Source organism: Polyangium sp. y55x31 (genome assembly GCF_029946505.1).
In the GTDB taxonomy this organism is placed as follows: domain Bacteria; phylum Myxococcota_A; class Polyangia; order Polyangiales; family Polyangiaceae; genus Polyangium.
Window position 1 is genome coordinate 92473 of record NZ_JARZHG010000021.1, and the last position, 13873, is coordinate 106345.

At 68.9% G+C, this 13873-nt stretch carries 11 protein-coding genes; 4 read left to right on the forward strand and 7 right to left on the reverse strand.

Annotated elements, in window-relative coordinates; all coding sequences use genetic code 11:
• Nucleotides 1–25: 25 nt before the first annotated feature.
• Nucleotides 26–820, reverse strand: a complete 795-nt coding sequence (locus QHF84_RS30465) for a PhzF family phenazine biosynthesis protein (RefSeq protein ID WP_281316977.1) — start codon at nucleotides 818–820, stop codon at nucleotides 26–28.
• A gap of 68 nt (nucleotides 821–888) precedes the next feature.
• Here QHF84_RS30465 and QHF84_RS30470 point away from each other — a divergent pair, with 68 nt between their 5' ends.
• Nucleotides 889–2238, forward strand: a complete 1350-nt coding sequence (locus QHF84_RS30470) for an MgtC/SapB family protein (RefSeq protein ID WP_281317042.1) — start codon at nucleotides 889–891, stop codon at nucleotides 2236–2238.
• A 66-nt stretch (nucleotides 2239–2304) separates the two neighbouring features.
• On the opposite strand, the gene QHF84_RS30475 is transcribed toward QHF84_RS30470, so the two are convergent.
• From QHF84_RS30475 to QHF84_RS30490, 4 genes are all read right to left on the reverse strand, one after another.
• On the reverse strand, nucleotides 2305–3867 hold the full coding sequence (locus QHF84_RS30475; RefSeq protein WP_281316978.1) for a hypothetical protein: 1563 nt from the start codon (nucleotides 3865–3867) through the stop codon (nucleotides 2305–2307).
• A 57-nt stretch (nucleotides 3868–3924) separates the two neighbouring features.
• Nucleotides 3925–6303, reverse strand: a complete 2379-nt coding sequence (locus QHF84_RS30480) for a DUF1592 domain-containing protein (protein ID WP_281316979.1) — start codon at nucleotides 6301–6303, stop codon at nucleotides 3925–3927.
• Between the two features lie 26 nt (nucleotides 6304–6329).
• Nucleotides 6330–7607 carry a DUF1552 domain-containing protein gene (locus QHF84_RS30485; RefSeq protein WP_281316980.1) on the reverse strand — a complete coding sequence of 426 codons (1278 nt, stop codon included), beginning with the start codon at nucleotides 7605–7607 and terminating at the stop codon, nucleotides 6330–6332.
• Between the two features lie 92 nt (nucleotides 7608–7699).
• Nucleotides 7700–8629, reverse strand: coding sequence for a hypothetical protein (locus QHF84_RS30490; RefSeq protein ID WP_281316981.1), 930 nt, complete (start codon nucleotides 8627–8629; stop codon nucleotides 7700–7702).
• A gap of 181 nt (nucleotides 8630–8810) precedes the next feature.
• Between QHF84_RS30490 and QHF84_RS30495 the strand changes: the two genes are divergently transcribed.
• From QHF84_RS30495 to fghA, 3 genes are all read left to right on the forward strand, one after another.
• Nucleotides 8811–9449, forward strand: coding sequence for a class I SAM-dependent methyltransferase (locus tag QHF84_RS30495; protein WP_281316982.1), 639 nt, complete (start codon nucleotides 8811–8813; stop codon nucleotides 9447–9449).
• Nucleotides 9450–9527: 78 nt separating this feature from the next.
• Complete coding sequence (locus tag QHF84_RS30500) at nucleotides 9528–10616, forward strand: aldo/keto reductase (RefSeq protein ID WP_281316983.1); 1089 nt, start codon at nucleotides 9528–9530, stop codon at nucleotides 10614–10616.
• Between the two features lie 41 nt (nucleotides 10617–10657).
• Nucleotides 10658–11500: an S-formylglutathione hydrolase gene (gene fghA / locus QHF84_RS30505; RefSeq protein WP_281316984.1), complete on the forward strand. Its 843-nt coding sequence runs from the start codon at nucleotides 10658–10660 to the stop codon at nucleotides 11498–11500.
• Here the strand turns inward: fghA and QHF84_RS30510 are convergent.
• Both QHF84_RS30510 and QHF84_RS30515 read right to left on the reverse strand, forming a co-directional pair.
• Nucleotides 11497–12252 (reverse strand): OAM dimerization domain-containing protein, encoded by a 756-nt coding sequence (locus QHF84_RS30510; protein ID WP_281316985.1) that lies wholly within the window; start codon nucleotides 12250–12252, stop codon nucleotides 11497–11499. The two genes, fghA and QHF84_RS30510, sit on opposite strands and share 4 nt — an antisense overlap.
• A 2-nt stretch (nucleotides 12253–12254) precedes the next feature.
• The gene (locus QHF84_RS30515) at nucleotides 12255–13805 is read right to left on the reverse strand and encodes a lysine 5,6-aminomutase subunit alpha (RefSeq protein WP_281316986.1); all 1551 of its coding nucleotides are present in this window, start codon (nucleotides 13803–13805) and stop codon (nucleotides 12255–12257) included.
• Between the last annotated feature and the right edge of the window lie 68 nt (nucleotides 13806–13873).

Consider the following 13873-nt stretch of genomic DNA (forward strand, 5'->3'; position numbering starts at 1 on the left):
GCCGCGCGGCGTCAGGGAAGCCGGTTCAGAAGCGCATCCGGCCTTCGATCACGAGCACGGCGCCGCCCGCGAGGAGGACGCGATCACCCGCGAGCGTACAGTCGAGCTCGCCCCCACGCGCGCTCACCTGCCGCGCCCGGAGTCGCGCGCGGCCGAGCGCGGAGGCCCAGAGAGGCACGAGCGTGCAATGGAGCGAACCCGTCACGGGATCCTCGGGGACGCCCTTCGCCGGCGCGAAGAAGCGCGACACGAAATCGACGTCCGCGTCGATTCCCGTGCCTTTTGCAGTGACGCCCACCGCGAACGTGTCGAGCGCCGCGATCTTCGCCATGTCGGGCCGGAGCGCGCGCACGTCCTCGGCGCTCTCGTAGACGGCCACGATGTCACGCGCGGCATGGGCCGCGATCGGCCGCTTGCCGAGCGCCTCGGCGAGCGCGTCCGTCACGTGCGCGGGCGCGGGCGGGCGCGCGGGCAGGTCGATCGAGAGCAGGCCCTCGGCGCGCCGCACGACGAGCTCACCGCTCCGCGTGTGGAACGAGACGAAAGGGAGGCTCGGCGAGAGGAGCTCGAGGACCACGTATCCCGCGGCGAGCGTGGCGTGGCCGCAGAGGTCGACCTCGACCGAGGGCGTGAACCAGCGCAGCTCGTGGCGATCGCCCTTCTGCACGATGAATGCGGTCTCCGAGAGGTTGTTCTCCGCGGCGATCGCCTGGAGCGTCTCGTCCGGGAGCCACGCGGAAAGAGGACAAACGGCCGCGGGGTTGCCGGCGAAGGGGCGGCGCGTGAAGGCGTCGATCTGGTAGAGCGGGATCTCGGTCACGGGTTTCCTCCGATACGAGTTTACCATGGTACGTCGGATGGAACATCGTACGCTCGGAGGGGGGCGTGATGACGTTCCAGGAGACATTGATATCGCTCGCCGTGGCCGTGGGCGCGGGGGGGCTCATCGGGGCGGAGCGGCAGCAGGCGCAAATCCTCGAGGTGCGGGCGCAAGAGGGGCGCGAGCGGCCCCAGGAGTTCGGCGGGATCCGGACGTTCCCGCTCATCGCCTTGCTCGGCGCGCTCGGCGCGCTCGCTCGGCCCATCGTGGGGGCGTGGCTGCTCGGGATGCTGCTCTTCGGCGTGATCGCGTTCATGGCCGTCTCCCACCTGTGGAGCGGGGCCCGCGGCGAACTCGGCATTTCTTCGGAGATCGCGGGGCTCGTGACGTTCGTCCTCGGCGCAATCGCGGTGACGCCCGATCTCGTGCCCCATCCCGAACAACGATATCTGCTCGTGGCGAGCTCGGCGGTGGCGACGCTCGCGCTCCTCGCGCTGAAGCGACCGATGCACCGCTTCGCCGGCCGCGTGTCCGCCGACGACGTGTACGCGACGGTGAAGTTCTTGATCCTCGCGCTCATCGTGCTGCCTGTCCTGCCAAACCGCACGTACGGGCCGCTCGACGTGCTGAATCCGTTCAAGATCGGCATGATGATCGTGCTCGTCGCGGGCATCAGCTTCGCCGGGTATCTCGCGACGCGGCTCGTGGGCCCGAATCGCGGGCTCTTGCTCACGGGGCTGCTCGGCGGGCTCGTGTCGTCGACGGCCGTCACCCTGACGTACGCGGGGCGGGTCAAGAAGGACCCGAAGATCGCCGCGGTTTGCGCGGTGGCGATCGCCGTCGCCTGCTCCGTGATGTTCCCCCGCATGATCACGGTCGTCGCCGTGGTGGATCGCCCGCTTTTGCCCCTGCTCACGCCGGCGCTCGGGACGATGGGCGGGGTGGGGCTCGCCTTGTCCCTGTTGCTTTATCATCGCTGGACACACGGGGCGCGGGCGGCGAAGGCGGCGCCCGGGTCGGCCGAGGACAAACGAACGGAGGAAGAGCTCAAGCTGCGAAATCCCTTCGAGCTCCGGCAGGCCGTGACGTTCGGGCTGATTTATGGCGTCGTGCTCTTCGTCGCCAAGGCCGCAAAGGTTTTTTTCGGGACCGGGGGGCTTTACGTGTCGAGCGTGCTCGCGGGGCTCATGGAGGTCGACGCGATCACGCTTTCCGTCGCCGAGATGCACCGCATGGGCCTGTCGGGGCCGGTGGCGGCGACGTCGATCACGCTCGCGGCCGTGACGAACACGATCGTGAAAGCGACGATCGCCGTCGTGGTCGGAGGCGGCGCGCTCGGCAAGAGGGTCGGGGCGATCCTGGGAATCGCGCTGCTCGTGGGCGGAGGGGTGCTGCTCGTGGCGCGAGGGCTCGGCTGAGGTCGGCTTCAAGCCCCGCCGAAGGCCGGGCGCTCCGCGGGCGCCTGCTCGATCGAACGTACGAGGTCAAAGGGTCGACGGTGAGGGGCGCTTGTCGAGCACCATGACCACGTCGGCCCCCGGGAGGGTGACCTCCAGGCCGGTTTGTCCGACATGCACCACGCCCCCGAACGATTGTCCTGTGTCGAGGTCGATGGTCGTGCGATCGTAGTCGCCTTCGTCGAGGCGAGCGCCGAGGATACGAACGGCCCCCGGGGAAGCGGCCGTGATCCGGATCATCAACCAGGTTCGCTCCGCGAGCGCGAACGCGCGCGACGGCGGAATCACGACGACGGTTCGCTCCTCGGCGCGAGGATGAAGGACCAGGCGGCTCGCGTCGAGCACCTTCGCCGCGGTGCGGAATTCGCCGTAGAGGTCGTTTTTTTCGACGAGATCCCAGTACCAGAACATGGGCGTGCCGGCCTGATTGCGGAGCATGCCGGCATAGGTGGCGTCGCGGACGAAGGCCCGCAGGTTCACGCGGTCGGGGTGTGATGGGCCGATCTCGCCAAAAAAAGCCGGCGCGCGGGTCGGGAGCCAGCCGAGGCGGGCGAAGAGCGTGACGGCGTCCGTGTAGAGGTGAGGTTGAAGGAAATCCATGGTGCGCCACGTCGACGGCGGCGCGAGGAGCGCGCTCGTGGTCACCGGATGGCCGTAGGGATCGAGCGATCGGATGAATTGCGCCATTTCCTCGTGCCAGGCCGTGATGTCCGAAAATCGCCCGGCGAACGAGGCGTCCGTCCACTCGACCTCGTTCCAGAGCTCCCAGGCGAAGAGGGACGGTGAATGCGAGAAACGGGCGACGGCGTGGCGGAGCCACATCTTCATGCGCCGCTTCGCCTCGGCGTCCGTGAAGACGTCCGCCGCGTCCGTCAAAAAGCCGCCGCGGGCCGCATTCCAGGGATGATCGGGCCAGTTTGGGTTGACGCGGGTGCTGAAGGCGCCGTGGTTGAAGAGGACCATTTGCATGGAGATGCCGGCTTTTTCACAAGCCTCGAAGAGGGCATCCCATTTGGCGAGCGCCGGCTGCCAGAGGCGATCGCGCGGCGCCGCCGGGTCGTCCACGGGCCAGAAGGGGTTTTTCCCGTCCCAGGAGCTCGCCCAGATGCGCGTCCACTGGATCCCGGCCGCGCCCATGCGCGCGAGCTGCTCGGCCATGGGCGGCATGTCGGGCATCTGCCAGCCCAGGTTGAAGCCGAGCGGATAATACGGGGTGCCGTCGTCCCATACGAAACGGTTCGCATTGCGCGCGTCGATGCGGAGAAAGCCGCGCGGCAAGCGGTCGTCCAGACGAACGTCCCCGCTCCGGGCCTCGATGGACTGGAGGACACCATTACGAAAGAGGAACGGCCGATACGATCCGGGCCTCGGCGCGACGAGGACGGCCTCGTAGCCGGACGTCCCGTCCGGGTAGGCGATACGCTCGAATCGCTCGCCGTTCGCGGAGGCGAAGACGACGCGGACGTCGTTTTCTTCGGGGTCGTAAGGATTGCCCGGGAAATCGGCCTCGAAACGCGCGATGGCGGGGCCGTACCACGTCGTGGGGAGATCGACGACGGGATCGGCGAGGGCGGGCGGCGCGGGGACCATGGTCTCCCGCGAACCGTAGGGCCCGCCCGTCCGGATCGAAAGTCGGCCTTGTCTCGTTCAGCGATTCGCGACGAAGCCGAAGCTCGTGGCCATGCCCGGCGCGATGGTGGCATTGTGGTCGGCGCCGACGAAGTGGGTCGTGCCGTCCGTCACCGTGTAGCTCGCATTCCAGATATTGGCGATCTCGCCGTCGACCTGCATCGGGATGGACCAGGTGAGCGGCTCTTTCCCGATGTTCGTGACCTGGACCGTGAGCTGATACCCGCTGCCCCAATCGCTGTCGACGGTGGTCGCAACGACGTACGGGAGCGTGGGGCCGGGATCGCCGCCGCCCGCACCCGCGCCGCCGGAGCCGGTGGGATCACCGCCGCCCGCGCCGCCGGCGCCGGAGCCGCCCGCGCCCGTGGGATTGCCGCCGGGCTCCGGGGGATCCGCGACACGCTCGGTGAAATGCGAGGTGCGGGTGAGCGCGACGAGCAGGTCGAGGACGCGGAGGTTTCCTTTCTGGAACTCGTCGGCGACCTGGCTCGAGAGGCAAGCGAGCCGGCCCTCGTCGAGCTGTCCGTACGCATAACGGAGCCACGAGCGTGCATAACAACCCTGCGCGTCGGGGCTGTCCGCGAGGACGCCCGCGAGCTCGGGGACGCCCACGAACGAGCCCGACGTGGACGGGGCCGAGAGGATCTCGCCGGAGGCGTCGATCGGCAGGCCATTCTCGTCGGCGCGATACCGGCCGATGCCGTCGAAATGCTCGAAGGCAAAGCCGATGGGGTCGACGAGGTCGTGGCAGCTCCTGCAGAGCGCGACGGTGGTATGTGCCGCGTAGCGCTCGCGGGTGCTCTTCGTCGGATCGATGGGCGGCGGCTCGGCGACGACGCCGGGCGGCGGCGGCGGCAAGGGCTGGCAAAGCAGGCGCTCGCGGACGAGCTTGCCGCGATGCACGGGCGAGGAGCCGGCCGGCTTTCCGTGCGTGGCGAGGACGCTGCCGTGCGTGAGGATGCCGGCGCGGCCGGAGCCCTCGAGCTCGACCATGCCGAAATCGTTTTCGCCCCCGGCGCCCGCGGGCGCGGGCAAACCGTAATAAGCCGCGAGCTTCGGGCTCACGAAGGTGTAGGGGGCGTCGAGCAGCTCCGCGACCGTGCCTTCGCCGTTGCGGATGACGTGCCGCACGAAACGGCGCGTCTCCTCGATCATGGCGGCGCGGATCTCGGCGTTCCATTCGGGGTAGGTGGCGGCGTCCTTGGGCGCGGCGTCGAGCCTGTCGAGCTCGAGCCAGGCAATGGCGAACCGCTCGAGGATCTCGTCGCTGCGAGGATCCTGGAGGAGGCGCTTGGCCTGGGCCTCGATCTGCTCCGGCGTGCCGAGCGCATTCGCGTCGGCGGCGGCGAAGAGCTCGTCGTCGGGCATCGTGCCCCAGAGCATGTAGGAGAGCTCGGTGGCGATCTCGTGGGGGGTCAAACGAACGCGGCCACCCTCGCTGGCGACGGATTCATCGCCGAGCTCGGTGCGATAGAGGAAATGCGGCGACTGGAGCATGGCCGTGATGACGGCCTCGATGCCCTCGTTGAAGCCCTCCTTGGCCGCGATCGTCTGGTAGAGCGCGACGTAACGCTGGGCGTCGTCCGCGCTGAGCGGGCGGCGGAAGGCGCGCTTGCCGAACGTCTCGACGAACGTCTTCGCGCACGCCTCGGGGCCGTCGGCGACGGGGTCGCACGGCAGGATGCTCGACGGGTTCGTCAGGGCGATCGTGGCGATCTCCTCGGCGGCGCGGCGGACCTGGTCGGCGAAGAGCGGGCTCACGCGGAGCGCGTCTTCGTTGTTGTCGAAGCCGCCGATGACGATGTCGGGGACGAAGGAGGCGCCCCATTGCGAGTCGATGCCGAAGAGCTCCTGGATCGTGGCGTCGTATTCGCGGCGGGTGAGGCGGCGGAGGACACGGGGCCCCGGCTGCACGGTGGTGCAAGCGGCGGAGGGCGCGGCGCAGCCTTCGCCGCGGGTCGTGCGCGTGACGAAGAGGTTCAGCGTCGCATACTCGGGGCTGCCCATCTCGAAGATGGTGCCGCCGGGGTGGCCATTCGGGTGCTGGCCCGAGGGGCGCGAGAGGAGGACGGAGAGGCCTCCCACCTGATCGACGGCGAGCGCGCGGGCGACCTCGAGGTTCTTTTCGAGCGCGTCCGGCTCGCTCCGCGGCGTGAGGACGAGGCGGCTGCCCGCGGCCATACCCGTCGCGCTGTGGCAGACGAAGCATTTCTTTTCGAGCAGCGGCTGATAGATGTTGTTCTCGAAGAACGCGAGGTCGTCCGGACAACCGACGACGCCCGGCGCCCCTTCTTTTTCGTCTTCCCCGCCGAGACAGCCGGCAAAGGCAGCCGTGAGGGCGAGGGCGCCCGTGATCCGGATCGAATTCGAGCGAAGGACAGTGCGCAGCATGGCCATGGCTCCCACGTTTCTGAAAAAAGGTTTCACGCGAAGAGCTCCGGCAGGGGACCCGAGCCTTTTGCCGGATCGCCGAAGGTCTTGTTGTCGAGGCCGAGGGCCTGGCAGACGGAGACGAGGAGGCGGTTGTGCGGCGCGCCGCCGAAGTTCAGATACCGGCCCGTATTGAGGCCGCCGCCGCCCGCGAGGACGAACGGGACGGACTTGCAATCGTGCAGGCGGCTGTCGCCGAGCTCCTTGCACCAGAGGACCACGGTGGAATCGAGGAGCATGCCGCCCTGCGGATCGGCCGTGGTGGAGAGGCGTTCGAGGAGGTAGGCGAATTGCTCGGCATACCAGCGCTCGGTGGCGATGAATTCGGAGACGCCCTTCGTGTTGCTGTCGTCGCTGTGGGAGAGGCCATGGTGCCCCTCGGCGACGCCGAGCCAGCTCATGACGACGGGGCCGACGGTGTGGTTCCATTGCACGGAGGCGACTCGCGTCATGTCGCAGGCGAGCGCGAGGACGAGCAGATCCATCTGGGATTTGCCGATCGTGGGGAACGCGTCGTTGTCGTAGGTGCCGACGGCGGGCGGGGCCGCGGGCGGGGCGCAGAGCGGGCCTTCGAGGCCGGCTTCGAGTTTTTTCAACGATTCGAGGTGCTCGTCGAGCTTTTCGCGCTCCTGCGAGCCGACACGGCCGCGCAAGGTGCCGAGCTCGCCGCGGAGCAGGTCGAGGATGCTCTTCTTGCGCGCGAGGGCCGCGTCGAGCTCCCCCGGGCCGCCGACGGCGTCGCCGAACATGCGGGTATAGACGCTCTTGGGGCTGTCGTCCGGCGGGACGAACTGGCCGGGGCCCGCATAAGAGATGCGGGTCTGGATGCCGCCGCCCCAGGCGCTCGTCTGGACGCCGAGCTCGAGGGAGGAAAATCGATCCTCCTGGCCGATGCGAGAGGCGACGTATTGATCGAGGCTCTTGCCCGCGGTCTCCGTGCCGACGGTGCCGCCGCCGGTGAGCATGGCGCCCATGCCGGCTTCGTGGTTGTCGACGCCGTGGAAATCGAGGCCGTCGCACACGATGATGCGGCTCTTGTGCGCGGCGAGCGGCTCGAGGATGCTGCCCGCGGGGAAGGAGAAGTTCGCCCCGCTGCCGCTCGGGCGCCAGTGCTTGTGAATGGTGCCGTTTGGCGAGAAGAACACGACGAGGCGGCGGGCCGGCGTCGCATTTTCGGCGCGGATGTCACGCGAGAGGAGGCCGAGGACGGGGGCGGCGACGAGGGCCGCGCCCATGCCCGAGAGGAAGCGTCGACGGTTCCAGTGCTTCATGCCCCAGCCGCATCGCAACGGGCATGCCGGGGCGCAGGATCAGGAAATCGGCCGGAAAGAGAGGGGCGAGGCGAGGGGGATGATCGAACCGTTCACGGGGGGGTGATCGGGGCCATCACTCTGGCGCGGGAGGATCGCTCGAACGGGAGGGTGCCGCCGAAGAAGGCCGCGGCGCCGCCGGGGAGGGGCGTGATGGCAAAGGCGGTCGTGGGGGTTTGTCCGGGCGGAGCCTGGGGGCGGGTGAGCCAGAGGAATGTCGCGACACCCAGGGAGACGACGGACACGCCGAGGGAGACGTTGGCGAGGATGAGCTTGGTGCGCACGGGATCGACGAGGTCGACCGTACAGCGCGGCGCGCAGGTCGTGTCGAGGTGGTCGTAATCGCTCTTCGCGCTCACGGCGAGGCCGGTGAATGCCGCAGCGCCCGCGAGGGCCACGCCGCCGAGGACGAGGGGCGCGAGGGGAAGGGGGCGCGGCGGAGGCGCGGCGGGCGCGGGGGATTTCGGCGCAGGAGGCGCGGGAGCCGCGAATCGGACGGAGAGGCGGCGGCGGCGTTCGCCTTCGCGGAGGACGATTCGCTCCTCGACGGCAGGGGCGCCGGGCCACTCGTAGCGGAGGCGGTGCTCGCCGGGATCGAGGGGGATCGCCTTGCCGTCGAGGGACGAGGCGAGCTCGCGTTCGCCTTCGAGGACGCGGACGTCAGTGAGGTCCTGGCCCTCGGGGCCGCGGGCATCGAGGACGATGGAGGGGGTGCGCTCGTCGAGGTCGGCGAGCCAGTCGGCGCAGTCCTTGCGGACGATGGGCGGACAAGCTTCCGCGGCGCAAGCGAGGAAGCGCTCGCGCGCGGCGAGGAGCTTGCCCTGGTCGCGTAACTCCTGGCCCTGCTCGGAGGCGTCGGCGCAAGCCTGTTTTTGCTCGGCGGAGGACTCCGGAGGCGCGGCCGCCGCGGCGCGCGGGCAGGCCCCGACGAGGCCCGCGAGGGCAAAGGGAAGGAGGCAAAGGGGCGCTTGGGAGAGACGCATGGCGCTGGGGCGGCGACGCCGGAGCCTTCTTTCCTACCGCTCGTGCTCGCCGGCGTCGAGCCTTCCGAAAGGCGCGCCACGCGAAGAGGTCGCGCACGAAAGCGTGCGCGCAAAACCTTGCCGACGAGCAGGCGCCGCCACATGGAGAGGGGACCAACCCGAGACACCGAGGAGGCGTGTGATGGCAAGCGAAGGCGAAGAAACGAGGGACAGGACGGCCGCACCGGAGCCCTCCGCGTTCTACCGTGCCTACGAGGAGGGCGTGCATGCGCCCTGGGACATCGGCAGGCCGCAATCGGACATCGTGGCGCTGGCGGAGGCAGGGGGCTTCCGCGGGGACGTGCTCGACGTGGGCTGCGGGCCGGGCGACAACGCGATTTTCCTCGCGGCGCGGGGGCACGTGGTGACGGGGCTCGACATGGTGGAGAACGCGCTTTCGAAGGCCCGGACGCGCGCGCAGCGGAGCGGGGTGTCCGTGCAATTCGTGCACGGCAATGCGCTGGAGCTCGACATGCTCGGGCGGACGTTCGATACGGTGCTGGATTCGGGGCTCTTGCACGTGTTCGGCAGCGACATGCGGCCGCGCTACGTGGAGAGCCTTTCGCGCGTGGTTCGTCCGGGCGGGATGTATTACGCGCTCGTATGGAGCGACAAGGAGCCGGGCGGGGAGGGGCCGCGGCGGCTCTCGGAGGCGGAGATCCGGGCGGCGTTTTCGTCCGGCTGGAACGTGCGGGAGATCCGACCGGCGCGATACGAGCACATGCTCGGCGGCAAGGGGTACGCGGAGGCGTGGCTCGTGTCGATCGAGCGGGCGGGGTAATCGATTTCGCCGCGGCCTGGGCTCGCCCGACCGCGCCGCGGTACGGCCCCTGCAATGCCGGCCTCCTCGGGGGCTCGCATGGTGGCACGATTTACGCGGCGTACGTTCATCGGTTCGGTCGGCGCGGGCCTCGCGCTCGCTGCATGCGCATCCACGCGAGACAACGGCGGCGCGTCGGGTTCATCCGATACGCCGCCGCGGGGGCCGCGCCCCGGCGCGCCGCGGGCGGGGGACATCGAGCTGCCGGCCGGCGCGACGATGCCGACGCGTGTGCTCGGCCGGACGGGCGAGCGCGTGAGCATGGTGGGGATCGGCGGGTTCCACATCGGGATGCAGGACGACCCCCAGGAGAGCATTCGCATCATCCGCACGGCGCTGGATCACGGGATCAATTTCCTGGACAACTGCTGGGATTACAACGACGGCGAGAGCGAGCGCCGCATGGGTTTGGCGCTGCAGGATGGATACCGGCAGAAGGCGTTCCTGATGACGAAGCTCGACGGCCGCACCCGGCAATCGGCGGCCGAGCAGCTCGATCAATCGTTGAAGCGGCTGCGGACGGACGTGATCGATCTCGTGCAGATTCACGAGGTGATCCGCGGAAGCGATCCGGCGCGGGTCTTTGGGCCGGACGGGATGATGGAAGCGCTGCTCGCGGCGAAGCAGGCCGGCAAGCTGCGGTACATCGGTTTTACCGGGCACAAGGATCCGGCGTATCACCTGGCCATGCTGAAGGCGGGGTTCGACCATGGGTTCACGTTCGACACGGTGCAGATGCCGCTGAACCCGATGGATCCGCATTACAAGAGCTTCGAGAAGGAGGTCTTGCCGGTGCTCGCCGCGCACGACATCGGCGTGCTCGGGATGAAGCCGCTGGCGTCCGGGATCCTTCTGGAGAGCGGCGCGGTGAGCGCGCCCGAATGCCTGAGGTACGCGATGTCCCTGCCGACGTCGGTGGTGATCACGGGCTGCGACACGGTGGGCGTGCTGGAGCAGGCGCTGCATACGGCCTATACGTTCGAGCCGATGCGGCGCGAGGAGAGGGACGCGCTGCTCGCGCGGACGGCGCCGGCGGGTCGGAGCGGGCAATACGAGCCGTTCAAGAATACGAAGCAGTTCGACGGGACCGAGAAGAACCCGAAGTGGCTGACGAGCGCGGAGCTCTGAATTGCACGGCGGGGGCGGTCTCGGGTAGTCTCACGCCCGCCATGACGAACCCCTTCACCCAGGTCTCGACGAACCGCTCTTTCGGCGGCCACCAGAAGGTGCTGCGGCACGAATCACGCGCGCTCGGCTGTAGCATGAACGTGGGCGTCTACCTGCCCCCGCAGGCCGAGTCCGGCCGCTGCCCGGTGCTCTACTGGCTGTCCGGGCTCACGTGCACGGAGCAGAACTTCGTGACGAAGGCAGGCGTGCAGGAGCACGCAGCGCGGCACGGGATCATCGTGGTCGCGCCGGACACGAGCCCGCGCGGCGAGGGCGTGGCGGACGATCCGGCCTACGACCTCGGGCAAGGGGCCGGGTTTTACGTGGACGCGACCCAGGAGCCGTGGGCGCGGCATTATCGGATGCACGAATACGTGGCCGAGGAGCTGCCGGCGCTCGTGGAGGCGCACCTGCCGGCGCTTCCGGACCGGCGCGGGATCTTCGGGCATTCGATGGGCGGACACGGGGCGCTCGTGCTCGCGCTGAAGCATCCGGGGCGGTATCGATCGGTGTCGGCATTTTCGCCGATCGTGGCGCCGAGCCGGGTGCCGTGGGGCGAAAAGGCGTTTTCCGCGTACCTCGGCGCGGACCGGGAGGCGTGGAAGGCGTGGGACGCGACAGCGCTCGTGCGCGAGGCGAAGGAGCGGCTGCCGATCTTGATCGATCAGGGCGATGCGGATCAATTCCTCACGCGGGAATTGCAGCCGGAGCTGTTCCGCGCGGCGTGCGAGGCCGCGGGGCATCCGCTGACCTTGCGGATGCAGCCGGGGTACGACCACAGCTATTATTTCATTGCGACGTTCATGCGCGACCACGTGGAGCACCACACGGCGGCATTACGTTAGCGCCTCGGATCGACCTGTTTTCCGCGGGCGCGGCGGAGGATCTCCTCCGCGACGAAGGCGGCGACCGTCGAGGGCTTCGTGCCAGGGCCGAAGCCGCCTTCGTAGCCGAGCTCGAGCGCGAGCTTGTTGTCGATGCGCGGGCCACCGAGCAGCAGCAGGAACTTGTCGCGGACGCCCTGCTTTTTCAGGAGATCGATGAGCGCCGCCGCGTTCTCCTTGTGGCAGTTCCTCTGCGTGATGACCTGCGAGACGAGGATCGCGTCGGCCCCGAGCGCCTTCGCGCGCTCGGCGAGCTCGACGTTCTCGACCTGCGCGCCGAGGTTGTGCGCGTCGAAGCACTTGTAGCTTTCGAGCCCCTTTTCCCCGGCAAACCCCTTGTAATTGAGGATTGCGTCGATCCCGACGGTATGCGCGTCCGAGCCGGTGCAGGCGCCGACCACGACGATCTTGCGGCCGAGCTCCTTGCCCATGGCCTCGATCTGCTCGCGCGAGAGCGGCTTCGCGGCGAGCTCGGCGACGTCGATGTCGTCGATGTCGACCTGGTGCGCGGAGTGCCCGTACGCCACGAAATACGTGTGCTGCTGGGAGCATTGCTCCATCGTGGTGACGAGCGGATCCTTGAGGCCGTGGGCCTCGGCGAAGCGCTTCGCCGCCTCCCGCGCGCGATCCCCAGGCAGGATCGCGAGCGTGAAGGTCATTTGCACCATCCCGTCGCCTTCACGGTCTCCGTAAGCGCGTAGCCATTTCGCCATGGTCAGCGGCCTCCTTCGAGCTCGTCGAGGATCGGGTTCAAATACTCGGGATCACGCGCCGCCACGCCGGCGTGGCCCTTCCCGCCCGTGCGCTTGCGCTTCACGTCGCCGAACGCGCCCCCGCCGATCGCGTCCCAGATGCCGTCCCCCTTCACCTGGTCGAGGAGCTCGTGCGCCTTGTGCAGCACCTCCTTCGCGCGCCGCTCCACGATGCCGCCGGGCTTCCACTGGATCTCGTCGCCGAGGTGCCTGGCCGTGCCGAAAATGTATTTCGCGCTCTTCAGCGCGAGGAACCGGTCCATGAGCAGGGGCGTGTGGATCGCCTCGCTGAACATGCCGAGCAGCTCGATCGACTGGTGCGTCATGATGCCCGCGAGGTTGAACATCGCGTCGTGCACGTGGCTGTGGAAGACGTCGCCCGTCTTGAATTTCGTGGGCGGCATCCATTTGATCGGGTGCTTGTCGAAGATCTGCCGGATGAGCTGCGCCTGCGCGACTTCGAAGAGGAAGCTGTCCTCGAGCCAGGGGTCGATCTCGAACGCGTGCCCGAGGCCCATCTGATCGTCCGAGAGCCCCGCCCGCCGCGCGAACGCCTCGTTGATGAACTGCGAGGCGAGCACGGTGTGGGCTTTCTCGACCGCGTCCGCCGTCGTGAGGTAGTTGTCCTCGCCCGTATTGATGACGATGCCGCTCCGGGCCACGATCCGGCGCGAGAAGTATTGATCGACGAACGTCCGCTCCATGTTGATGTCGCGGAACAGGATGCCGTACATCGCGTCGTTGAGGAGCATGTCGAGCCGCTCGACCGCCGCCATCCACGCGATCTCGCTCATGCACAGGCCCGAAGAATAGTTCGTCTGCGCGAGGTATTTGCCGGTCTCCTCGCTCGCCTCGTCCGCGGCCTTGCGGATGATGCGGAAGTTCTCCTGCGTGGCGTACGTCCCGCCATACCCCTCGGTGGTCGGGCCCTCGGGCACGTAATCGAGGAGCGATTGCGCCGTCGCGCGGATGACCGCGACGATGTCCGCCCCGGCAAACCGCGCGGCCTTCGCCTGGACCGCGTCGTCGTAGATGTTGCCGGTCGCGACGATGACGTATTTGAGCGGGAGCTCGGGCTCGGGGAAGCGGCTCTTGAACCGCTCGCGCGCGCGGCGAGCCTCGTCGATGCGGGCGATCGCCCTCTGCGTTTCGAGCTCCAGGGCGCCGCGGCATTCGTTCGTGGTGGGGCCTCCCTCGACGTCGAGCGTGGCGCCGCCGTAGGCGATCTGCTCGGCCGCCTCCTGCGCGGAGCTCGCGCCTTCGAGGAGCGCACGTCCGAGGAAGTAGGCGACGCCGCGGCCCGTGTGGCCCGCCTTGTGGATGCGGTCGACGAGCGCGTTCGCCAGCGGCGTGCCCTCGGGATCCGCGCCCGTGACGCCGTAGGCGCGCGCGACGGTGCGCTCGATGCCCACGGTGGTGTGGCGGTCGATGAAGCGCTGGACGTCGTCGGCGATCGCGGCCGCCGCTGCGCGGCACGCGTCGACGGTCGCGTGATCGAGGGGGACCTTGGCCATGGCGCTCCGAGATGGCGCGGATGGGGTCGATTGTCAATGACGCGCGCCGGGCCCGGGAAGTCGCGCCG

Bases quoted from the DNA above. Each gene is read 5' to 3' on its own strand.
- QHF84_RS30480 (WP_281316979.1), bottom strand. From the start codon at position 6,303: ATGGCCATGCTGCGCACTGTCCTTCGCTCGAATTCGATCCGGATCACG.
- QHF84_RS30470 (WP_281317042.1), top strand. From the start codon at position 889: ATGACGTTCCAGGAGACATTGATATCGCTCGCCGTGGCCGTGGGCGCG.
- QHF84_RS30515 (WP_281316986.1), bottom strand. From the start codon at position 13,805: ATGGCCAAGGTCCCCCTCGATCACGCGACCGTCGACGCGTGCCGCGCA.
- QHF84_RS30485 (WP_281316980.1), bottom strand. From the start codon at position 7,607: ATGAAGCACTGGAACCGTCGACGCTTCCTCTCGGGCATGGGCGCGGCC.
- QHF84_RS30495 (WP_281316982.1), top strand. From the start codon at position 8,811: ATGGCAAGCGAAGGCGAAGAAACGAGGGACAGGACGGCCGCACCGGAG.
- QHF84_RS30490 (WP_281316981.1), bottom strand. From the start codon at position 8,629: ATGCGTCTCTCCCAAGCGCCCCTTTGCCTCCTTCCCTTTGCCCTCGCG.
- QHF84_RS30500 (WP_281316983.1), top strand. From the start codon at position 9,528: ATGGTGGCACGATTTACGCGGCGTACGTTCATCGGTTCGGTCGGCGCG.
- QHF84_RS30475 (WP_281316978.1), bottom strand. From the start codon at position 3,867: ATGGTCCCCGCGCCGCCCGCCCTCGCCGATCCCGTCGTCGATCTCCCC.
- fghA (WP_281316984.1), top strand. From the start codon at position 10,658: ATGACGAACCCCTTCACCCAGGTCTCGACGAACCGCTCTTTCGGCGGC.
- QHF84_RS30510 (WP_281316985.1), bottom strand. From the start codon at position 12,252: ATGGCGAAATGGCTACGCGCTTACGGAGACCGTGAAGGCGACGGGATG.